Annotated in this window: 21 protein-coding genes; 10 read left to right on the top strand and 11 right to left on the bottom strand. The window is 70.7% G+C overall.

Features of this window, described 5'->3' with window-relative positions:
• Positions 1 to 19 precede the first annotated feature (19 nt).
• The 8 genes from KV100_RS04105 to eccD form a co-directional block, all read right to left on the bottom strand.
• Entirely contained in the window at positions 20 to 916 is an 897-nt protein-coding gene (locus KV100_RS04105; protein WP_220341618.1) for a type II secretion system F family protein, read from the bottom strand.
• Positions 913 to 1,800 carry a type II secretion system F family protein gene (locus KV100_RS04100; protein WP_220341617.1) on the bottom strand — a complete coding sequence of 296 codons (888 nt, stop codon included), beginning with the start codon at positions 1,798 to 1,800 and terminating at the stop codon, positions 913 to 915. Before KV100_RS04100 ends, KV100_RS04105 begins: the two co-directional genes overlap by 4 nt.
• On the bottom strand, positions 1,800 to 3,104 hold the full coding sequence (locus KV100_RS04095) for a CpaF family protein (protein ID WP_301022378.1): 1,305 nt from the start codon (positions 3,102 to 3,104) through the stop codon (positions 1,800 to 1,802). Before KV100_RS04095 ends, KV100_RS04100 begins: the two co-directional genes overlap by 1 nt.
• Positions 3,101 to 3,946, bottom strand: coding sequence for a hypothetical protein (locus KV100_RS04090; RefSeq protein WP_220341616.1), 846 nt, complete (start codon positions 3,944 to 3,946; stop codon positions 3,101 to 3,103). The genes KV100_RS04095 and KV100_RS04090 overlap by 4 nt, the downstream gene beginning before the upstream one ends.
• A 1-nt stretch (position 3,947) precedes the next feature.
• Positions 3,948 to 4,610 carry an SAF domain-containing protein gene (locus KV100_RS04085; protein WP_220341615.1) on the bottom strand — a complete coding sequence of 221 codons (663 nt, stop codon included), beginning with the start codon at positions 4,608 to 4,610 and terminating at the stop codon, positions 3,948 to 3,950.
• A 66-nt stretch (positions 4,611 to 4,676) separates the two neighbouring features.
• Entirely contained in the window at positions 4,677 to 5,102 is a 426-nt protein-coding gene (locus KV100_RS04080; RefSeq protein ID WP_220341614.1) for a hypothetical protein, read from the bottom strand.
• Complete coding sequence (locus KV100_RS04075; RefSeq protein ID WP_220341613.1) at positions 5,099 to 6,286, bottom strand: hypothetical protein; 1,188 nt, start codon at positions 6,284 to 6,286, stop codon at positions 5,099 to 5,101. Before KV100_RS04075 ends, KV100_RS04080 begins: the two co-directional genes overlap by 4 nt.
• 13 nt (positions 6,287 to 6,299) lie before the next feature.
• Positions 6,300 to 7,652 carry a type VII secretion integral membrane protein EccD gene (gene eccD / locus KV100_RS04070; protein ID WP_220341612.1) on the bottom strand — a complete coding sequence of 451 codons (1,353 nt, stop codon included), beginning with the start codon at positions 7,650 to 7,652 and terminating at the stop codon, positions 6,300 to 6,302.
• A gap of 134 nt (positions 7,653 to 7,786) precedes the next feature.
• On the opposite strand from eccD, the gene eccCa reads away from it, so the two are divergent.
• Positions 7,787 to 11,743 (top strand): type VII secretion protein EccCa, encoded by a 3,957-nt coding sequence (eccCa, locus tag KV100_RS04065; protein WP_220341611.1) that lies wholly within the window; start codon positions 7,787 to 7,789, stop codon positions 11,741 to 11,743.
• Positions 11,744 to 11,811: 68 nt separating this feature from the next.
• Here the strand turns inward: eccCa and KV100_RS04060 are convergent, their stop codons facing one another.
• Genes KV100_RS04060 through KV100_RS04050 form a run of 3 tightly spaced genes read right to left on the bottom strand, consistent with a single transcriptional unit; the run spans position 11,812 to position 12,877 of the window.
• Positions 11,812 to 12,174, bottom strand: coding sequence for a hypothetical protein (locus tag KV100_RS04060; RefSeq protein ID WP_220341610.1), 363 nt, complete (start codon positions 12,172 to 12,174; stop codon positions 11,812 to 11,814).
• An 18-nt stretch (positions 12,175 to 12,192) separates the two neighbouring features.
• Positions 12,193 to 12,486 (bottom strand): hypothetical protein, encoded by a 294-nt coding sequence (locus KV100_RS04055; RefSeq protein WP_220341609.1) that lies wholly within the window; start codon positions 12,484 to 12,486, stop codon positions 12,193 to 12,195.
• A 34-nt stretch (positions 12,487 to 12,520) separates the two neighbouring features.
• Positions 12,521 to 12,877 (bottom strand): hypothetical protein, encoded by a 357-nt coding sequence (locus KV100_RS04050; protein ID WP_220341608.1) that lies wholly within the window; start codon positions 12,875 to 12,877, stop codon positions 12,521 to 12,523.
• A gap of 283 nt (positions 12,878 to 13,160) precedes the next feature.
• Between KV100_RS04050 and KV100_RS04045 the strand changes: the two genes are divergently transcribed.
• The 9 genes from KV100_RS04045 to KV100_RS04005 all read left to right on the top strand — a co-directional run bounded on the left by KV100_RS04045 (position 13,161) and on the right by KV100_RS04005 (position 20,343).
• Entirely contained in the window at positions 13,161 to 13,970 is an 810-nt protein-coding gene (locus KV100_RS04045; protein WP_220341607.1) for a hypothetical protein, read from the top strand.
• A gap of 168 nt (positions 13,971 to 14,138) precedes the next feature.
• Complete coding sequence (locus KV100_RS04040; protein ID WP_220341606.1) at positions 14,139 to 14,690, top strand: hypothetical protein; 552 nt, start codon at positions 14,139 to 14,141, stop codon at positions 14,688 to 14,690.
• 152 nt (positions 14,691 to 14,842) lie between these two features.
• A complete protein-coding gene (locus KV100_RS04035; RefSeq protein WP_220341605.1) occupies positions 14,843 to 15,352 on the top strand; it encodes a hypothetical protein in 510 nt (169 codons plus the stop codon).
• A 24-nt stretch (positions 15,353 to 15,376) separates the two neighbouring features.
• A complete protein-coding gene (locus KV100_RS04030; protein WP_220341604.1) occupies positions 15,377 to 15,808 on the top strand; it encodes a hypothetical protein in 432 nt (143 codons plus the stop codon).
• Between the two features lie 16 nt (positions 15,809 to 15,824).
• Positions 15,825 to 18,320: a DUF6571 family protein gene (locus tag KV100_RS04025; protein ID WP_220341603.1), complete on the top strand. Its 2,496-nt coding sequence runs from the start codon at positions 15,825 to 15,827 to the stop codon at positions 18,318 to 18,320.
• Between the two features lie 44 nt (positions 18,321 to 18,364).
• Entirely contained in the window at positions 18,365 to 18,877 is a 513-nt protein-coding gene (locus KV100_RS04020; protein WP_220341602.1) for a hypothetical protein, read from the top strand.
• Positions 18,874 to 19,200 (top strand): hypothetical protein, encoded by a 327-nt coding sequence (locus KV100_RS04015; protein ID WP_220341601.1) that lies wholly within the window; start codon positions 18,874 to 18,876, stop codon positions 19,198 to 19,200. The genes KV100_RS04020 and KV100_RS04015 overlap by 4 nt, the downstream gene beginning before the upstream one ends.
• Positions 19,200 to 19,520: a hypothetical protein gene (locus tag KV100_RS04010; RefSeq protein ID WP_220341600.1), complete on the top strand. Its 321-nt coding sequence runs from the start codon at positions 19,200 to 19,202 to the stop codon at positions 19,518 to 19,520. Before KV100_RS04015 ends, KV100_RS04010 begins: the two co-directional genes overlap by 1 nt.
• A gap of 274 nt (positions 19,521 to 19,794) precedes the next feature.
• Positions 19,795 to 20,343 carry a hypothetical protein gene (locus KV100_RS04005; RefSeq protein ID WP_220341599.1) on the top strand — a complete coding sequence of 183 codons (549 nt, stop codon included), beginning with the start codon at positions 19,795 to 19,797 and terminating at the stop codon, positions 20,341 to 20,343.
• Positions 20,344 to 20,429: the final 86 nt, after the last annotated feature.

Genomic DNA, 20,429 nt, shown 5'->3' with positions numbered 1-20,429 from the left:
CTTTCCTTGCTGCACGACGTCACCCGAGCTTCGACACCGCGGGATAAGCCAGGAAGACCAAGAAGGCGACGCACATCAGGAGCTGCGCCACCAGCATGGACTGCGAGCTCTCGCCGGCAGCGCCTTCGATGTCGGCCAGCTCGCGGCGCCGCATGCTGTTCGCCCGCGCGAGAAGACTCTCACGGATCCTGGCACCCTCGTCACCGGCCAACCCCAACGTGGACGCGAGGTCGCGGAGCTCCTCGACGCCGAGCTCCTGACCGAGGTGGGCGATGCCCTCCCAGGGGGTGCGCCCGGACAGGCGTGCGGTGGTGATCGCCTCGCGGATCCTGACCATCGCCCAGTGGTCACCGACCGTCGAGGCCGCCAGGAGCGCCTCGGGGAGACCGCGGCCGCCGGCCAGGTTCATGGCGACGAGGTCGAGGAACGAGCCGGTGACGTGACGGAAGTCGCGGCGTCGCTTCTCGGCGTCCCTCCGCAGCTCCAGGTCGGGCAGGAAGAACGCTCCCGCCGCCAGGGCGAGCGACACGACGGCGGGAACCCCGAGCGGGTCGTAGCCCAGCAGCGTGAAGATCATCGGGAACCACACCAGCGCCGCCAGCGCGAGCAGGACCTTGGTGCCGAGGTGCTGCGCGAACGGCCGGTCGACGACGGCGAGATCGGCTCGCGTCCGCGTGAACGACCAGCCGCGGGCCGAGGCCTCGTCCTCGAACCTCTCCCCCACCGATACGCGCCAGCGGTCGATCAGGTCGGGCTTCTTGCCGTCCTCGACCGTGCGGCGCGGACGACTCCGGCGTCTGGCGCCGTCGACCCGCGCCAGCGTCGCCGCCACACCCGGCACCGGGCGTACGGCCATGCGGACGAAGATCAGGATGCCGGCGCCGACCGCGGCCCCGGCGAGCATCGCGAGCATCATCGTGCGACCACCTGCCCGTCGCGTCTGCGGGCCGGCTCGGCCGCGATGAGGAAGCGCTCGGGCTGATCGACCCCGGACAAGCGCCGCATCCAGAGCACGGCCGCACCGAACATCGCCAGCACGACGGCGAGGACGATCTGGCCCACGAAGGTGCCGTACGGCTCGACGTAGGCACCGTTGAAGATCACCAGCGCTCCGGCGACGACCACGATCACGCCGACGACGATCTGGACGCTCCGGCGCGTGCTGCGACGGCTGGACTCGACTCTGCGGCGCACGTCGAGCTCGGCGCGGGCCGACTCGGCGAGCGCCGACAGGACCTCGCGCAGACCCGGCCCGCGCAGCCGTGCGTTGAGGACGAGCGCCGCCACGGCGACGTCGGCCGAGGGGTCGTCGAGGTCATCGGCGAAGCGCATCAACGCGTCCGGGAGCGGCTCGCGGACGCGCAGCCGGTCGACCAGGAGGTTCAGTGCGGGACGGACGGAGGGCGCGGCGTTCTTGGCGGTCGCGGGGATCGCCTGCTCGAGACCGATGGCGCCCGCGATCGTGTCGCGCAGTGCCTCGATCCACGCGGCGAGCCCCTCGGCTCGCACGATCGCCTGACGCTCGGCGCGCCCGCCACCCAGCAGCCTGTCCCACAGCGCGACCACGCCGCCGATCACGACCGCCAGCACCACCCAGCGGGTCACGAGCAGGGTGAGGGCGAACGCGATGATCCCGCCCACGGCGAGGCGCACCTGGCGCTCGGAACGGTGCGCGGAGGACTTGCGCCGGATCATCGCGGGGCGCGGGGCACGACGGCGCAGCGCGTACGCCAGCATCAACCCGCCGACACCCACCAGAGCACCGGCCGTCAATGCCAGAGGGACGCGCAGCTCCTCCATCACCAGCTCCCGTGCACCAACGGCTGGTATCCGTACGAGGCGAGCTCCTCGGCGCACGAGATCGGCGCGTGCGGGACACCACGTCCGTCGGTGTCGGGAGCGAAGACCTCCGAGGACAGCACCTGGTTGTCGAAGCCCACGACCTCGCGGATGCTCTCGACCACGCGCGCCTGTCCCCCGCCGAGGTGGGCGTCGTTGTGCTTGCGCATGAAGACGACGAAGTCGAGCGCACCCGCGACCAGCAGGTGGGTCGCCTCGATCGGGAGACGTTCACGGGCCTGGAGCGCGTAGGTGGCGATGCGGTTGAACACCTCGACCGACGAGTTGGCGTGGATCGTCGAGAGGGAGCCGTCGTTGCCCTGGCTCATGGCGTTGAGCATCGTGACGATCTCGTCGCCGAGCACCTCTCCGACGATGACGCGTGAGGGGTTCATGCGCAGCGAGCGTCGGACGAGCTCCGCCATCGAGACGCTGCCGAGGCCTTCGGAGTTGGGCAGACGCTCCTCGAACGCGACCACGTTGGGATGCAGGTCGGGCGTCTCACCCAGTCCCACCTCCAGCGCCCTCTCGACCGTGATGATGCGCTCGTGCGGCGGGATCTCGTTGGCCAGCGCCCGCAGCATGGTCGTCTTCCCGGCGTTCGTAGCGCCGGCGATCATGATGTTCTTGCGGGCGGCGACCGCCGCCTTGAGGAAGTCGGCGATGTCGGCGGACATCGTCCCGTTGGCGACGAGGTCGTCGAGGAAGACCTTCGACATGCGGGCCTTGCGGATCGACACCGCCGGCCGCGAGCAGACGTTCATCACAGCCGACAGTCGGGAACCGTCGGGCAGCCGGAGGTCCAGCTGCGGGTTCGCGGAGTCGAACGGCCGGCTGGACAGGCCGGAGTGGGCGCCGAGCACCTGGACGAGCTCGACGAGCTCCTCGTCGGTCTCGGCCACCGACGGATAACGCTCCTCGCGCCCGTCGCCGTACTGGACGAAGACGGTGTCGCACCCGTTGATGTCGATGTTCTCGACCTGGGGGTCGTCGAGGAGCGGCTGCAGGCGGCCCACGCCGAACAGCGCCGAGTGGATGGCTCCCGCGACCTCGGCCTCGACGTCGGGCGGGATCGGCGTGCGCCCCTCGGCGATCTCGTACCGGGCGTGGTCCTCCAGCACCTGGACGATCAGGGAGCGTGCGTACTCGCGCTCGTCGTCGGGCGACATCGTGGCGAGCCCGGCGGCCTGGTCGCGTCGGCGTTGCTCGTTGAGGCGGTCGGCGACCTGTCCTCGCAACGTGCGGACGAGTGTGTGGTCGATCACCGGTGTGCTCCCGTCCGCTGTCCGTGCTCGTGCGAGTCCGGGGACGCGGGCTCCTGGTCGTCGACGGGTCCGGCCGCCACCGGTGAGCCGTGAGCCACGGCCGCGGCCAGCTCGGCGACGAGCGGTCCGGCCGACCGGACGAGCGCGAGCTTGTCGGGCCGGGAGGTCGTCTGCCCCTGGAAGAGGTGGGCGCCCCGCTCGTCGTACGCGAGGTGGTGCACGCCGGCGAGCTCCACGCCGGTCGCGGTCAGCGCGTCACGGATCTCGCGGACGGTCTGCGTCCGCTTCGGCGGTGCGACGACGGCGACGTGGACCGGGACACCGTACGCACCGCCAACCGTGTCGGAGACCGGACGCAGCCGGTGGCGCAGGTGCACGACGCTGCTCGGCGACGTGTCGACGACGAGGACCGCGGCATCGGCACTGGCCAGGAGAGCGTTCTGAGGGGTCAGCACGCCGATGCGGCCGAGGTCGGCCACGACGTCGTGGCCCGGAAGGCGCGCCAGGAGGGGGCCGAGCTGGGGCCAGGTCGCCTGGAGGCCGCCAGCCTGCTCGGGGAACGGTGGGCCGAGCAGCACCTCGAGCCCGCCGATCAGCTGCTGGGTGTGCTCGTCGACGAGCTCGGGGTAGAGCGAGCGGCGACCCGCGGCGGCGAGGCTGGTCAGCCCGGTCTGCGGGTCCAGTGCGCTGCCGTCGGCGGCGGGCATCCGGGTGGCGACGTCACCACCCGCCGGGTCGCACTCGGCGACGACGACAGGCCGTGGCCACAGCGCCCCCAGCAGCAACGACGTCGTGGTCACACCGGGCGCACCCTTGGCGGAGGCGAGGGCGATCAGCGCCACGTCAGCCTCCGCACGTGTCGTCGAGGTCGGCGCCCTCGCCGACCGTCGCGAGATAGACGGAGTCGTCGGCCAGTGCGCCGGCCAGGCGCGGGCCACAGCTCGCGTCCACGCTGACCAGCACGGTGATGTCCTGGCTCGACGACAGGGCACCGTCGTCGACCTCACCGACCTGGACGACCTCGGCGGCGATCCCGCGCGGGTCTCCGTCGGCACCGGAGAGGTACAGGCCGATCGGTGCGCCTCCGCGGAGCTCGGTGAGCGAGCGGGTGGCCGGCGTCTGGATGGGGAACTGTGCCTTGCCCTTGCCGACGCCGGTCGACTCCGCGACCATCGCCGGCGACAGCACCGTGCCGTCGAGGAGCCGGGCGGTCGCGTACTGTCCGACGACCGAGTCGCGTTCTCCGGCACGCACGCCGCCGTCGAAACCCTCGGGCAGCGAGACGGTGCCGAGGTCGTCGAGGGTCAGCCGCTGGCCCTGGGCCACCTCGCCCTGGACCTTGAGGAAGTCGGCACGGTCACCGGAGCTCATGGCGATCCAGCCCGAGAGGAGGGCCCCGCCGACGATCAGGATGACCGCGAGCGCAGCGAGCGCCGGACGGCGCTCCCGCGTGGAAGGGAGGCGCGCAGCGGTGCGCGTCTCACCCGCGGTCGGCAACTTGGACATGGAGGGCCTCCAGCTGGATGTCCGAGCGTCAACGTCAAGGCATGAACCTACACGCGGTGAGGTTCGTCATCCCTCGCCGTCCACAGTGGCGGGGGTCTCGGGAGTCTTCGGGGTCGCTAACGACCGTCTGGGTCGCTCTCTGCCGGTCGGTGACGGCGTCGGCACCGACGCGGACGGCGTCTCAGCACTGCTGCGCTGGCGCTCCTGACGTTCCTGGATGTCCTGCTGGCGCTGGTAGGCGCTGGTGACCGCCATCCCGGCGACGATGACCGCGACCACGATCACCCCGGCGAGCACGGCCGGCCACGTGGAGCGGTGCTCGCGCCACGTCCGCCGTGTGCCGTGCAGGAGCGCGGACCGGAGCTGCCTGCGGCGCAGCGCGTCGGCCTCGAGAACGTACTTCTCTGCGTTCGGCGTCCGGGCGAGCGTCGCTCCCGGTGTCGGCGGGACCGGGCGCGTCGGCGGCGTACCGCCCTGGTCGGCGCCGCTCATCGTCCCTCTGCGAGCCGCGCGGCCACCTGCAGCAAGGCGAACCGGGTCTGGGAGGTGACCTGGTCGGCCCGGAAGGGGCGGCCGTGACGGAGCGCGTCGTCGCGCCCGACGACGACCACCTGTCCGTCGACGGCACCGACGGCCGCGGCCGCACGCCGAGCCTCGTCGACGGGGTCTCCGTCCTCGCGGCAGACGACGACCACGACCGCCGACCGCGCCGCCGCCGGGTTGACCCGGTCGAGGCGGGAGAGTGCGACCTCGAGGGCCCGCAGCCCGATCTCCCCCGGCCCGGTGACGACGACGGCACGGTCGCAGCGGGCGACCGCGGCGTACGCCCCGTCGGTGGGGTCGTCCCCGGCGTCGACGAGCAGGAAGGCGTGCTGCGCGACGAGGCGGTCGACGAGGCCGCCGAGCTCGCCGCGTTCGAGCGGCTGGTCCCACGAGGGGCCGTCGACGACGGCGAGGCCGCCGGGGGCGGTCGGCGGTGTGGCGGCGTCGGAGGCAGCAAGGATGCGCCGGACGGTGTGCGGGTCGTGAACGCCCTGGAGGGTGCTCAGCGGCGGAGTGCCCGCCTGGACGTCGACAAGCACCGTACGGTCGTCCCGGAGCGCGGCGAGCACGGCGCCGACACCGCTCGCGACCGTCGTCGTACCCACGCCGCCCTGCGCGGACAGGAACGCCACCAGACGTCGGCCCGACTGCCGGCGCCGGACCCCCGCGACCAGGGCGCGCTCGGCATCGGCGGCCGCGGCTCCGTCCAGCGTGACGATGCCGCGTGCGGCGGCGCGCACCCACGACGGGCCTCCGACCCGCTCCGGGGCCGGTGAGACGGTGCGCGAGACGACCTCGTGGGCCACGGTCGGGGGGTGCTCGATCGAGCCAGGCACGGTCGCCGACGGGGGCACGGCAGGCGGTGCGGGCTGGGCGTGCCCGCGCGCCTGCGACGCCCACTCGGGGCGCAGGGCCACCACGTTGGCGTCGTCGGCCGGACGCTGGGGCACGGCGTGGTCCGACTCCTGGGTCCAGCGACGCTCGGGCGCCTGCGACTGCGGTGTGTCGAGCCCGAGGCTTCGCGGGTCGATGCCCATGCGAGCCAGGTCGGCGGCAGCACCCTGCGCCTCCGAACGACGCCCTCGATCGGTACGGGGCTCGGCGCCCTCCGGCGGCTGACGGTCGTCGGTCATCGCGCGTCCTTCCTCAGACCATGCTCGAGAGACGGTCGAACAGTCCGGTCGCCCCGCAGGCCAGCACGATCGCCTGGATCACCAGGAGCAGCTCGACCAGGTTGAGCAGCCGCTTGACGCGGGCGCGGCTGATGCCCGAGATCTGCACCGATGCGACCGCCACCGCCATCACCCCCAGGGTGAGCACGATGACGACGAGCCAGCGGGTCGCGTCGACCTCGGCGACCTCGCGGACCAGCTGGGCACCGAGCACGACGAGACCGGCGATCCGCAGGGGCAGCATGTGAGCGACGCGCGAGAAGATCCGCGAGCGCGACAGGGCGAGCAGCCCGACGGCGAGGGCGAGCCAGCGGTCCCACCGTCCGTCGGAGAACGTGAGGACCGCACCACCGACACCGGCCACCAGCGCGACCGCCGCGAGCGACCCGACGAGCAGCCCGTTGCTCTCGCGGTATCGCGCCTGGATGGCCTCCCGCGACATCGTGCCGACGTTGCGCACCCGGTAGTCGGCGCTGGCGAGACCACCGACCGACAGCGAGACCCTCGGCGCGACACCGACGGCCAGGAGCACCACGACGACCACCACGCGGAGCGTCTGGAGCGGCTCCACCGCGAAGGTGTCCGTGAGCGCGAACGCACCGGCGACGACGAGGAGGACTCCGGCGAAGGCGAGGTACGGCGTCGCGAGCGGGGTCATCGCGCGACCGAGACCCGCGACGACGGCGGCCGTCGCGAAGGCCACGACCACCGTCAGCGACCCTCTCCAGTCAGCCCACGAGCCGAGGGCCGTGCTCCCGACGTACGCCCACACGAGTGCGGCGACCAGGACGGGCCGCACCGACCACGGTGCGGCCGCCCGGGCGGCCCACCCGGAGAGAGCGGCCAGGGCGACCGCGCTCGCGAGGCCTCCCGCGGCGACCGCCCCGGCGGGGGGAACCTGCCAGCCGGGCACCAGCCGCTCCAGCAGACCGAGGCACCACAGGGCGAGGACGCCGAGAGCGACGGCGGTGGTGACGATGGAGAAGGTCAGCGTCGTCGTCGGCGTCCAGGCGCCGCCCGCCGACTCGGTGGCGTCCTCCACGGCATCGCGGACGTCCTCGACCGATGCGGGCTCGACGCCGCTCGAACGGGGACGCAGCTCGAGCACGTCCCCGTCGAGGACTCCGGCCTCCTCGAGGGTCTGTCCCAGCCCGAGCGGAGAGCCTCCGACGCGCGCGAGGGCGAGGCCGGCCTGCGGCGCCTCGCCGCCGCCGCAGTAGCGGATCACCTGCGCGACGACGTCGGCGAGCGGCAGGGCGCTCGGCAGCGCGAGGTCGACCCGTCTCTCCTCGGTGACGACCGTGACCCTGCTGTAAGCGGTGAGCACCGGCGCACTCCTCTCCCCTGTGCGAGTGGCTCGGTCCGCGGCGGTCGCGGCGTGCGCGGCCACCGCTCGGCGTGGACGCCGTGGAGCATATCGTTTGCGAGGACAACGCCTCTGCTCCGACCACGAGGACGGCGATGAGTACGACGCTGGTCAGACGGCCCCCACGCACGGCCCCTCCGCGCGTCGACGACGCCCCCCTCAGCATCCACGAGCCACCGCACCGCACCCAGGCGCCGACGCCGGCCGCGGGGATGACGATGCTCATGATGCCGATCATGAGCGGCACCGGGTCGTTGACGATGGCGCTCACCCAGAAGGACCGGCCGATCCTGGTCGTGGCCGGCTTCCTCGTCCTCATCGGCTCGATCGCCATCGGCGTCGTGATGATCGTCAGTCAGCGCGGTGGCGCGCGGCGGCAGATGCGGGAGTCCCGGGAGCGCTACCTCGACTATCTCGAGGAGATGCGGCTGGCCGTCCGCGAGCGGGTCGCGACCCAGCGCACGGAGCAGGCCTGGCGGTTCCCGCGACCCGACGAGCTGATCGGCATCGCGGGTGACGGTGCACGCCGGTGGGAGCGACGCCCGTCGCACGGTGACTTCCTCTCGGTCCGCCTGGGGACGGGCGAGGTCCCCCTGTCGAGCGGGCTCGCTCTCGATGTCGACACCGGCCCGCTGAACGAGTTCGACCCGCTGTGCCTGAACGCCGCCGAAGAGCTCCAGCAGCGCTACGCCACCTTGTCGGAGCAGCCGATCACACTCCCGTTGCGCCAGTACGGTCAGATCGCGATGATCGGTCACCCGGCGGCCGCACGGGCGGTCGCACGGACGATGCTCGCCCAGCTGGTCACGCTGCACGCCCCCGGTGACCTCGACGTGGCGGTGGTCCGTCCCGAGGACGCCGCTGCCGCGTGGGACTGGGTGAAGTGGCTCCCCCACGCGCAGAGCAGCCGGACGTTCGACGGGGAGGTGCCTGCCCGCAGAGTGGCGACGTCCGTCGCGGCACTCACCGAGCTGCTCGGCGCGGAGCTCGAGGAGCGGCTCGACCGCTACCAGCGCAGCCGGGGCGCCGGTGTCGTCGGGTCGCACCTCGTCGTGATCGTCGACCACGACGGTGGCAGCGGAGGTCACCTGGAGTCTCCCGACCCGGCGATCCCGCTCCAGGCCCTCGGCATCCACGTCGTCTCGCTTCTGCCGTCGCCTCGCCACGAGCCGCGACCGCTCGACGTCCGTGTCGAGATCGGGCCTGACGGCTCGCTGGTCACCGCGGTCCACCCGTCACCGTTCCGCGCCGACCTTCTCGACGAGGGCACCGAGAGCACCGTCGCTCGCACGCTCTCCGGCCTGCGGCTCAGCGCCGACGAGGCCGGGGAGAACGGGCTCGAGGGCTCGGTCGGCCTGGCCGAGATCCTGGGCGTCCGCGACCCCGCACACCTCGACACCCGTCGCACCTGGCGTCCTCGCGCGCTGCGTGACCTGCTCCGGGTGCCGATCGGCATCTCCGAGCAGGGCTCGCCCGTGCTGCTCGACCTCAAGGAGTCCGCGCACGGCGGCATGGGACCTCACGGCCTGGTCGTGGGCGCCACCGGCTCCGGCAAGTCCGAGATGCTCCGTACGCTCGTCAGCTCCCTGCTGGTCGGTCACGGCCCCGACCGGCTCGCGCTGATGCTGGTCGACTTCAAGGGTGGCGCGACGTTCGCGGCGATGGAGCACATCCCGCACCTCGCCGGCATGATCACCAACCTCCAGGACGACCTGACGCTGGTCGACCGCATGCGTGACGCGCTGTACGGCGAGATGCAGCGCCGTCAGGAGGTCCTGAAGTCCGCCGGCAACCTCCCCAACGTCACGGCGTACCAGGAGAAGATCGACGCCGGTGAGCCGCTCGAGCCGCTCCCCCACCTGCTCGTGATCGTCGACGAGTTCTCCGAGCTGCTGACGGCCAAGCCCGACTTCGCCGAGCTGTTCGTCGCGATCGGGCGCATCGGGCGATCCATCGGCGTCCACCTGCTGCTCGCGACGCAGAAGCTGGAGATGGGCAAGATCCGCGGTCTGGAGTCGCACCTCTCCTACCGGATCAGCCTCCGCACGTTCTCGGAGTCGGAGAGCCGCGACGCCATCGGCGTCCCCGACGCCTACCACCTGCCGCCGGAGCCCGGCTCGGGTTACCTCAAGGTCGACACGACGGTGTTCGAGCGCTTCAAGGCGGCGCTGGTCTCGAGCCCGTACGTCCCGCCGGCCGAGGGCCCGAAAACGTCGGTCCCCGTCGTGCCGTACGTCGCGGTGAACGGCATCGGCGCCTGGATCGCCGACCGGGCCGCCGCCGAGCGCGAGGCCTCGCTCGGCGAGGCCGCCGCGGAGGCAGCCGCACGCAAGGGCGGCCCCACCGTCCTCGACGTGCTCTGCGAGCAGATGACCGCTGCCGGCGCGCCGCCGGTGCGCCCGGTGTGGCTCGACCCGCTGCCACCGGTCCTCACCCTCGACGGTGTGCAGACCGTCGACGAGCCGGGCGCCCCTGCGACGGTGCGCGCGACGCTGGGTCTGGTCGACGAGCCGGCCAAGCAGGCGCAGTACGCGCTCGAGTGGGACTTCACCGGTGCCGGGAGCAACCTCGTGCTTGCGGGTGCCCCGCAGACCGGCAAGAGCACGCTGCTCCGCACGATGGTCGCCTCGCTCGCGCTCCGCTACGCGCCGGGCACGGTCGCGTTCTACTGCATCGACTACGGCGGCGGCACGCTGCAGGCCCTTCGCAGCCTCCCCCACGTCGCTGCCGTCGCGACCCGCAACGACCCCGAGCGCATCAACCGCACCGTCCAGGAGGTCATGGCGGTGCTCGACGAGCGCGAGGAGCTCTTCCGCCGCTACGACCTGGAGAGCATGCAGGACTACCGGCGGGCCCGCGAGGAGGGACGCATCCCGCGCGACACGCCGGGCGACGTCTTCCTCGTGATCGACGGGTGGGCGACGTTCCGCGAGGAGTACGACGCGCTCGACTACGCGGTGGACGAGATCGCGGCGAGAGGTGGTGCGTACGGGGTGCACGTCGTCCTGACCGTCACCCAGAGCATGCAGATCCGGATGCGGATGCAGCCGTCGTTCGGCGGGCGGCTGGAGCTGCGCCTTAACGACGTGTACGACTCGCAGTTCGGCCGCAAGGTGATGGAGCAGATCCCCAAGGAGATCTCGGGACGCGGCGCGATGGAAGGCGAGCGGATCTTCCAGGCAGCAGTCCCCCGCATCGACGGCGTCTGCGAGACCGAGGACGTCTTCGAGGCGCAGAAGGAGCTGTTCACGGCGATCACGAAGCGCTGGGAGGGCATCGCGGTGGAGCGGGTTCAGACCCTCGCGCCGGTGGTCCACCTCGAGGAGCTGCCTCCGGTCGACCCGTCGTACGCGGGGGTCCCCGTCGGAGTGCTGGACCGCAACCTGCGTGCGGTCTCGGTGAACCTGATCGGCTCGAACCCGCACCTGCTCGTCTACGGCGACCCGGAGACGGGCAAGACGAACTTTCTCAAGATGCTGCTGAAGGGCTACACCCAGCTGATGCCGCCCGAGCAGCTCGGCATCGTCCTCGTCGACTTCCGCCGCTCGCTGCTCGACGTCGTCCCCGAGGAGTACCTCGTCGCCTACTGCACCAACCGCGAGCAGACCGGGCAGGTCGCTGCGGAGCTCGCGGGGTCGTTGCACCAGCGGCTCCCGGGGCCCGACGTGACCTCCGACCAGCTGCGCGAGCGCTCCTGGTGGAAGGGCCTGGAGCTGCTGGTGGTCGTCGACGACTACGACCTGGTGGCCACCTCGTCGGGCAACCCGCTGGACCCTCTGGTGGAGTACGTCCCGCAGGGCAACGACCTGGGCTTCCACCTCGTCGCGTCACGACGGGTCAACGGCCTCGCGCGCGCCCAGTTCGAGCCGATGCTGCAGCGACTCACCGACGTCTCGACGGCAGGCTTCATGTTCTCCGGCGACCGGCTCGAGGGCCGCCTGGTCGGCGGGGTCGCACCGACGCGCCTGCCGACGGGCCGCGCGCTCTACGTCAACCGCAACGGCCTCATCGGTCAGGTCCAGACCGGTCTCGTGCCGGAGCAGCACGCCTGACGGGCTCGTGAGACGACGAGCCTCCTCCGCCGTGGGCGGAGGAGGCTCGTCGTCTGGTGCGGCTCGTGCTAGCCGGCTGTGACCGGTTGTCGGGAACCCGAGTTGACGTCACGGTTCAGAGCCGACTGCTGATTCTGGAGGGCGGTGGTCTCGTTGCTCGTCTGGGCCACCGTCTTGGCACCGTTCGACGTGTTGTTGCCGAGGTTGCTGACGCCGTTGGCGACCGCGTTGGAGGTCTCCACCGCCCAGGTCTGGAACGCATCGACGCCGACGGTCACATCACCGACGCCGTGCCGGGATCCGGGCGTGACGGCCTCGAGGGCCGTCACCAGCGTGCTCTTGGCCTGCTGGACGTCGCCCGACAGGCCCGCGAGACGCTGACCTGCAGCGTGGGTCGCGGTCGTGTCGGCGACCTCGTAGAACGGGGCCATCGGGTCTCCTGGGCTGCGTCAGGCGCGGTTGCCGAAGAAGGACTGCATCCGCGGGATCGCGGAGTCGTTGATGTCCTGGGTCTTCTGGTCGGTCTGGTTGGACTTGAGCGAGGCCTGGTGCAGCTCGTCGGCACGCTCGTAGGCGGTGCGATGCACCGCGTGGGCCTCCTCGCTGCCGGCACCCGACAGGTTGGCCGCGATCTGGCGAGCGGCGGTCTCGACCGAGTCCTGGTCGGTCTGCGCGCCGCCGGCGAACTCCTTGCCGGAGGCGTTGATGTCCTCGCTGGCGGACTTGTCGTAACGAATCTTCACGTCGTGCTCCCTCTTCCTACGAGCTCTCGGACCGTCAGGCCTGGATGTCTCGGCGCAGCGACGTCGCCGTCGACTCGCCGTCGGTGGCGGACACCTTCTGCAGGGAGCTCGATTCCTCGGTCGTCTGCGCCTGCGACTGCTCGCCACGGTTGATGTTGGTGCCGACCGTGGCCACGTTGTTGGCGTTGGCCTGCTTCGCCGACGCGAGGGCGGTGTGGGCGGAACGCTGTGCGTTGCCGGCCGGGCCGACGTTGAGGCCCTCGGTGGCCTGCGTACGGCCAAGGTGGCGCGTCGCGGACGACGACGCGTCCTCGCTCGCGGTGCCGTGACCGCTCTTGGCGGCCTTGGACAACGAGCCGAGCTCTTCGTTACCCCAGTAGTTAGCACCCATGGTGGGCAAACCTCTCCTCAGACGACGAGTCAGTACAGACCATACGACGTACGGGGGCCACCGGGGCAAGGGAGAAACGGCCGCTGTCCCGGAATGTGGCGCCGCGTATCTCGCCGCCGCCGGGGCACCTCATTTTTTTCCGTGACCTGTGATTTGGCTAGAGTCCGTGACCTCTCAGGAAGACGGCTCGGCATGCGCGGTCAGGAGGGCGGCGGCAGCTCATCGCCGCTGATCGAGGGCTTCACCGACGTCGGCGATGCGCTGAGTTTCAGGATTGGTATCGATGTTCTCCTTGGTGATCGGTGCAGTGGGCCTGACGTTGGTCGTCCTCTCCGGATGGTCCTGGCGCGGTCGGACCCGGGCAGCACGGTGGTGGACCCGACGCACGGGCGGCGAACTCCTCGTGCTGGCGTTCCTCCCCTCGCTCGGGCTCGTCCTCCTCGGTGCCGGGCTGGCCGAGATCGGCTCGCTCTCCGGTCTCTCTTCCGTTCTTGCGATCCTCGGGGCGCTGTCGCTCGTCCTCGGGCTCCTGGTCACCGGCGTCGGCCTCCTCTGGTGGCCAGCGCAGCGCCTGTGGGGCCCGCGCTGGTACACCAGCCAGTCCGCGAAGGGCCGGTGGGACGCTCTTTCCGACCCGTTCTCCTCGCTCGCCGGCCGTCTCGGCTCAGGATCGACGGCCGCCGCTCCTGAGCCGCGATGGTTCGGCCGGGCGATCGCATCCTGGCGCGGGGGCCGTGTCCTGGATCCGGACACTCGGGAGCGGCCGGATGCGGCGTCGCGTCGGGGCACGGTGGCGGGCATCGTACGCCTTGGCGAAGGCGGGCTCTGGTTCCAGGCGACCGGTGCGCCGACAACCTGGTCCGGCCGCGCCTCGACCGGCGTGCGGTGGTCGCACATCACGGATGTGAGGGTTGTTCCCGCTCGCGCAGGCGCCGACGGGAGGGTGCGCACAGGCGTTCTCTACCGTCCGTGGTGCCGGAGGCTCGTCGTCGCAACAGCCGACGAGAGCCACCTCTACGAGATCTCGTGGGGCCGCGCGCACGCTGTCGCCGATGCCATCACCCAGGAGCGAGCTGCCCGCCCTGCGCGTTGACCATCCGATCGCGCCGTGAGATCGCTGGGCGCGCTGGTCCCGGCTGACGCCTCCGGGTTGCGTCGCGAACGTCGTCGTCGCGGTCGGCGCGGCGGTAACCCTTTCGCCGCGAGGCGGGCCTCGCTACAGTCCGGACGGTTCGTGGGCTCTCCGGAAGGACGACTCGGGATGCACTTCGGTCATGTTGGCCTCGGCCTCGCCACCCTGGTCTCCTGCGCCCTCTCGGGGTGTGACGACCCCGCGCCCGCCACCGACGCGAAGTCCGTCGATGGCAAGATCTGCGGATACCTCAGCCCCGCCTTGATCGAGTCGATCGTCGGTCACGACGATGCGGCGGCGGCAGGTGACGAGATCGTGCCGGCCGACGAGCGGGCCGACCGCGAGCAGGAGTGCGCCGTCGTCGACGGCAACCGCACCGTTGTCTTGGCCCAGGTTCACGATGCCCCCTCGACACGACCCGGTCACGACGCTGCACCCCTCGACAACTGCGTGCGACTCGACGACCTGGCCGACTGGACCGGCAGCGTCTGTTGGAGCGACTCGAGCATGCGCGCGACCGTGTGGCCCGACAACGGGGCCCGGCTCCTCGAGGTCTCGTACTTTCCCGAGGGAGGGGGCGCCGACAAGGTCGACACCCGCGACGAGCTCGTCCATGTCACGGTCTCGCTGGCCCGTGACGTCGAGGCAAACATCAAGTCGTACGACGAGAGGCACCAGTGAGCGCTCACGCCCCCCCAGGACGTCCAGAACAACCTCCGGTGACCGTTCGACCGACGACCTTCACGAGCTCCTCGAAGGTGTCACGGAGGAGGTCCGCATCGGCGACCCGCCACAGATCCGGGACGCGGATCAGTGCACGGGCCCTCGCCGGCGTGGCAGCGGCTGCGTTGGTCGCCTCACTCGCCGGATGCGACGACGAGCCGGAGGCCGACGCGACGTCGCGCCTGTGCGGGATGCTCGACCCCGAGGCCGCAGAGCGGATTACCGGGGACGTCGAGCTGACCGGCTTCGGTGGCGGGAACCTCGACGCGACACGACGTCCGGGGAACGCTCTCACCTGCATCGTCGACGGTCCTGGTGGCGAGGACCTCCTTCAGATCACCACGATGGATCTGTCGGACCAGGCCGAGTGGGCGGCGATGCAGAAGCAGCTCACTGACGAGATCACCGGAAGCGACACCTGCGCGATGCGCACGGACGAGCCGCTCGGGTACGTCTGTCGGAGCACAGACGCCACCGAGATCGCTGTGCTCTTTCCTCGTCGCTGGGTACGCGTGGACGCCACGGCCCGCGCCAACGCGGAGCCTCCCGAACCCAAGGCCGTGCTCACGGTCGCGGCCAACGTCCACGCCAACCTCGAGGCGTACGACGAGAAGCAGTGATGCGTCCGGGACCTGATGAGGAACGTGGATGAGTCCTCGTTCGTACCGGACTGCGGGCACTGCTTCACCTCCCCTACCCTCGACGCTCTGGGGCCGGGCTACGTGCGCCGCACCGACGGACGCACGCAGACCAGGGTCGTCCTCCCCGACCGCTTCGTCTTCTTGACGCTCTTCGGGAAGGACGGGACCGACGATGCTGTGGTAGCCACTGCCGTGGACCTCATCGAGAACGCGCGAGGAAACCTGACGGCGAGGGAAACCCCGACGCCCGGGTGGCCCCCCTCCTCGCACATGAACTGGATGTACATCAGCGAAGCGCGCGACGCGCCTCAATCTCGAGATCCCTGTTCGGCCGTCGACCATCGGCGGCTCCGGCTCGCTCAGGTTGCACGGGCCCGGACCCCGTTTACCGCGGCCTGTGACTTCGCTACAGTCCGTACGGTCCGTGACCTCTGAGGAAGGACGACTCGGGATGCGTGTTGAGGACGGCGGCGGCGCCTCATCTCTGCTCATCGCGGGTTTCGAGCGGCATGACGTCTCCCCAGGCACGATCACCGCGCAGGCCGATGCCGTCGCTGGACCAGCCGGTGACGTCGAGAACTTCAACGCCGACCTCAGCACGAAGCACAACACCGCCCGCGAAGGCGTGGCCGGTGTGATCGCCACCGCGATGGAGGGTGCCGACACGCCGACGAAGAACATAGGCCGGAACCTGATCCAGGGCATCACCATCGGCGCCGGCGCGATCCGCCTCTTCGGCACTGCCGTCGAGACGTTCAACAACACGATCGACGGCCTCAACAGCCAGATCCGGTCCGAGGCGACCCGCGAGGAGCAGATCGAGAGGAAGTCGACGCTCTCCGGCCAGCACGCCGGGGCGGTCCAGACGCTCCAGTCGGCAGCACGCACCGCCAAGGGCCAGCTGAGCGACCCGCTGAAACCCGCGCACGTCGAGGCGCTCTACGCCGCCGGCGCGCTCCCGTCCTTCGCACCGGAGATGTTCAGAAACGTCGCCGATCTGAAGGCGGTGAAGCTGACCGCCCTTCCGTTCGACGTGGCGAACATGTCCGCCGAGGACCAGGCGAAGTACGTCATCGACCACGCAAAGGATCTCGACGCGCAGTTCATCGCCCTCCTCAGCCCGGCGGTGAGGGGTCTTGTCGCCGAGGCCGTTGCGAAGGACATCCGCACCAAGGCGATCGACGAGGACACCGCGGCGACCCTCGCGCTGATGAAGGACGACGCTGCATTCGCGCACCGTCTCTACTCGACCGTGACCCCCGACCAGATGGCCGATGCCATCTTCGACCTCAGCAACGAGGTGTTCCCGCCGGGCACGTTCGGCCCGCCTGACCAGGTCGAGAGAGCCAAGGTCTACGCCGAGTTCCTCGCTGGCGCCGGCCATGCGTTCGCGACCTACACCAAGGCCACTGGTGCCCACGCGCCGCCGCAGGACCTCAGCGACCAGTGGTTCAGGGCCATCACCGACGAGACGAATCCTGAGAACGCCGCCGCCCTGACCATGCTCATCAAGCATGGCGGCAAGACGGCGTCGTACGACCCGACGTTCCTTGCCGACCTGACCGACCAGGTGTACGACTGGGAGCGCAGCCACGACGGGATGCCGGTGTGGGGCCCGATCAACGACAGCTTCGGAACGGGCTACGGCGTCAAGGAGCCCTACTACGACCTGGGCAAGCCCGGCGACCCGTACGACGACACGGCTCACTACCAGGTTCCGTACGACGGCCTCGCCAATCTGCTGTCCGGGATGGCAAAGACCCCCGAGGCCGCCGAGCAGTTCTTCGACGACCCGGACACCACGCGCTACCACGATCGCGACGTCAACGAGAAGCTCCACTACCTGTTCACCGAGCGGAAGTGGCCCACCGACGACGGCGACGGCTTCGGCGTGGCGCTCGAGGGCGCCACGACGCACTCGCGCGACGTCGTCTCGAAGGACGACCTCGGCGGCGAGACGGCCCAGTCCCGTGCCGCGACGCTCGCCAGCCAGACGGTGTTCATCATCGGTCAGGAGTCGGGCACCGGCGACGGCCCGTGGCCGGGCGACGACGGCTGGCACGTCCCGGAGGGCATGACCGACTCCGTGGGGAAGATGCTCGCCTCGTACATCCCTGACGTGCACCGTGCGGCACAGGAGGGCAATGGCGACTCCCTCGACGGAGGTTGGACGTACGACGCCTCCGACGGAAAGGGCGGTGTCGCCCTCGGCATGCGAGCGAACGTCGACGACCTCACGAAGGTGCTCCAAGATGTCGGCCGTTACGACGACAAGACCGGCTTGCAGTACGTCACCACGGCAGCACTCACCCATCACAACGCGACGGTCGCGAACGCCCTGGACACCGCGGTGCTTCCTGACGGCTCCCACCCGACGACGCTCAAGGAGCTGAGTGCGTCCAACTTCGAGGAACTGCTCGGCGACGCATCCTCCAAGTCGGGCCGCACCCTGGCCCTGGTCATGAACGAGGGCTTCCTCGGCGGCAAGGACGGCGAGGCCGCGACTCAGGAGCAGCGCGAGGCACTCGCCAAGGCCTTCGGCGTGGCGACCGAGTTCCTGCCGCCGGTCGCGAACCCCGTCGGCAGCGTGCTCACAGGCCAGGCGCTCGGGCTGGTCGGCGATCAACTGGCCGCCCAACCCGACAGCGCTGCGCAGTCCTGGGCGCAGGACGCCGACAAGGGCGTCAAGGACTCCCTCAGGCACCAGATGTACAACACGCTTCTCAACGCCGGATATCTGCCGGTGGGCGAGGGCGGTATCCCTCCCGGGGTGGTTCAGACCGACACTCAGGGCAACCGCATCATCAACCCCGATCTCTACGACCCGAAGGCAGACGTCGATCCCGACCTCAAGGACGACTTCAACCGCTGGCTCGCGACTGCGCCTTCAGGTCTGGCGCAGGAGGCCATCAACTCGTACGCCTCGAACCTCCCCAGCTTCCGATGAACCGCAGGCTCAGGCTCGCTGTAGCGACGGGACTCCTCTCCGCGATGGCGCTCACAGGTTGCACGGACGATCCGCCGCAGGAAGAGGTGTTCAGCCTCGACGCATGCCGTCTCCTCGAGGAGGTCACGGTCGAGGAGCTCGTCGGCGCTCTGCGCGACACGGAGGAGACGTCGGTCGACAACGGAGGACTCGAGAGCAACTGGGCTCAGTGCCGCTACCTTCCGGACGACACGTCCCGTCCGGCCCTGGCTCTCCTGGTCAAGCACGGCGAGACCGACGACGCGGCCCTTGTCGGCGCGGCAGCGAGACAGTGCGAGGAGCGCGAGCCGTTGGCGGTCGAAGGCGCGACCGGCTATCTGTGCGGCGACCCTGACGTCGACGGCACGACGGCCCCTTATGCCCGCGCCGTCTGGGGCACCGACCCCGTGTACTACGCCTCTCTCGGTCTGACGCCGCATGGCAAGTCGCCGTCGGTCGCTGAGGCAGCCGACGACCTGCGCACCGCCGTTCGGGAGCTCATGGGGAACGTCAACGCGTCCTCGTTCGCGCCGCGATGACCCCGACCGCTGAGATGCCCGAGTCGTCCCAGCACCCGCGTGCGACGCGGATCGGTGTACGGGTCTTCGCCGGCGGCGTGGCGGTCGCGCTCGCCGACACCCTGGCCGGATGTGAGGACGAACGGGAGGCCGACGCGACGTCCCGCCTGTGCGAGTCGGTTGACCCCACGGCCGCAGAGGCGATCACCGGGGACGCCGACCTGACCGGTTTCGGCGGCGGGAACCTCGACGCGACGCGACGTCGGGGAAACGCTCTCGCCCGACGCGGACCAGTGAACCGTTCGACGAGGCCGGCCGACGCCGGGATGAACAAGGACGGATGATGCCTATGCTTCGCATCGGCGGTGCGCTCGGGCGCCTGGTCGGCGGCCTCGCGCTGGTCCTCGCCGGCACCATGGCCGTCGCGGCCTGCAGCACCGACGATGATCCCGACGCGCAGGCGGCCCGCGACCTCGTCGACGGCACGGCCTGCGGGTTCTTCACTCGTGACGTGATCGAGCCCGTCGTCGGGCACGGTGACCTCGACACCCTCGGCGACGGGATCGGTCCGGCCGACGAGCGGGCGCTGCGCGCTCAGGAGTGTGCCGTCCTCGATGAACGCCGGGACGAAACCCCCGTACGCCTCGAGGTGATCCGGTCCTGAGTCCAACAGACAGCACCGCGCCAGCCTGCGAGGGCATCTGGTCTCTCGCAGTTGGGGGACGGTCCCTCCGACGGCTGCGTCGTCGGATCATCGGTCACCTCGGCCGTTCGGCGGGGTCAAGCCGCAAGAGCGGACCACGCAGATCGAGGAAGCGATCGCGTTGGCCCGTGACGTCGAGGCAAACGTCCAGGCGTACGACGAGAGGCGCCAGTGAGCGCTCACGCCTGCGCGGACGCCCAGCACCATGTCGGGTGACTCGCCGTCGGACGACTCCGTGAACGCGCGCGTGGCGGCCTGCGCGCTCGCCCTTCTCGCGATGGTGGCCGCGTGTGACGACAGCTCCGCCCCCGAGGCCGAGGGGCCGTCCCGCTACTGCGACATCCTCGACCCAGAGGTGGCCGAGCCTGTCGTCGGTGACCTCGACGTCAAGACGTTCGGTAGCGAGGACCTCGACCCGACGCGACGCCAAGGCCATGGGCTCGACTGCCAGGTGAGCACCGCGACCGGCAGCGACACTCTGCTGACGATCACGCTGCGTGACACCACCGGCCCGGCCGACTGGGACGCGATGAAGGCCCAGCTGGCCGAGGAGACAGAAGGCGCTCCGGAGTGCACCGCCCTCACCGGCGATCCTGCGGGCTACGTCTGCCGGGGCATCGACGGCACGGACGAGACGAACCTCGCCGCACTCTTCCCGGACCGCTGGATTCGCATCATCGCGCGCACACGCAACGGCGATGCGCCGCCGCCCGATACCCAGGACGTGCTCGCGATTGCCGAGAACATCGACGCGAACCTCGAGGCGTACGACGCCGACCAGTGACGACCCGGCTGAGGGGCGAGGACGACTTCGACCACCGCGTCCGGTTTCTGCCTCGCCGATCGCCGATCGCCGACCGGCCGAGCAGG

Origin of the sequence: Mumia sp. zg.B21 (assembly GCF_019550855.1) — a bacterium.
Lineage (GTDB): Bacteria > Actinomycetota > Actinomycetes > Propionibacteriales > Nocardioidaceae > Mumia.
This window is presented reverse-complemented; position numbering and strand designations above follow the sequence as displayed.

Bases quoted from the DNA above. Each gene is read 5' to 3' on its own strand.
- KV100_RS04010 (WP_220341600.1), top strand. From the start codon at position 19,200: ATGCCTATGCTTCGCATCGGCGGTGCGCTCGGGCGCCTGGTCGGCGGC.
- KV100_RS04045 (WP_220341607.1), top strand. From the start codon at position 13,161: ATGTTCTCCTTGGTGATCGGTGCAGTGGGCCTGACGTTGGTCGTCCTC.
- KV100_RS04075 (WP_220341613.1), bottom strand. From the start codon at position 6,286: ATGACCGACGACCGTCAGCCGCCGGAGGGCGCCGAGCCCCGTACCGAT.
- KV100_RS04085 (WP_220341615.1), bottom strand. From the start codon at position 4,610: ATGTCCAAGTTGCCGACCGCGGGTGAGACGCGCACCGCTGCGCGCCTC.
- KV100_RS04015 (WP_220341601.1), top strand. From the start codon at position 18,874: ATGACCCCGACCGCTGAGATGCCCGAGTCGTCCCAGCACCCGCGTGCG.
- KV100_RS04100 (WP_220341617.1), bottom strand. From the start codon at position 1,800: ATGGAGGAGCTGCGCGTCCCTCTGGCATTGACGGCCGGTGCTCTGGTG.
- KV100_RS04040 (WP_220341606.1), top strand. From the start codon at position 14,139: ATGCACTTCGGTCATGTTGGCCTCGGCCTCGCCACCCTGGTCTCCTGC.
- KV100_RS04025 (WP_220341603.1), top strand. From the start codon at position 15,825: ATGCGTGTTGAGGACGGCGGCGGCGCCTCATCTCTGCTCATCGCGGGT.
- KV100_RS04080 (WP_220341614.1), bottom strand. From the start codon at position 5,102: ATGAGCGGCGCCGACCAGGGCGGTACGCCGCCGACGCGCCCGGTCCCG.
- eccCa (WP_220341611.1), top strand. From the start codon at position 7,787: ATGAGTACGACGCTGGTCAGACGGCCCCCACGCACGGCCCCTCCGCGC.
- KV100_RS04020 (WP_220341602.1), top strand. From the start codon at position 18,365: ATGGCGCTCACAGGTTGCACGGACGATCCGCCGCAGGAAGAGGTGTTC.
- KV100_RS04060 (WP_220341610.1), bottom strand. From the start codon at position 12,174: ATGGCCCCGTTCTACGAGGTCGCCGACACGACCGCGACCCACGCTGCA.
- KV100_RS04105 (WP_220341618.1), bottom strand. From the start codon at position 916: ATGATGCTCGCGATGCTCGCCGGGGCCGCGGTCGGCGCCGGCATCCTG.
- KV100_RS04050 (WP_220341608.1), bottom strand. From the start codon at position 12,877: ATGGGTGCTAACTACTGGGGTAACGAAGAGCTCGGCTCGTTGTCCAAG.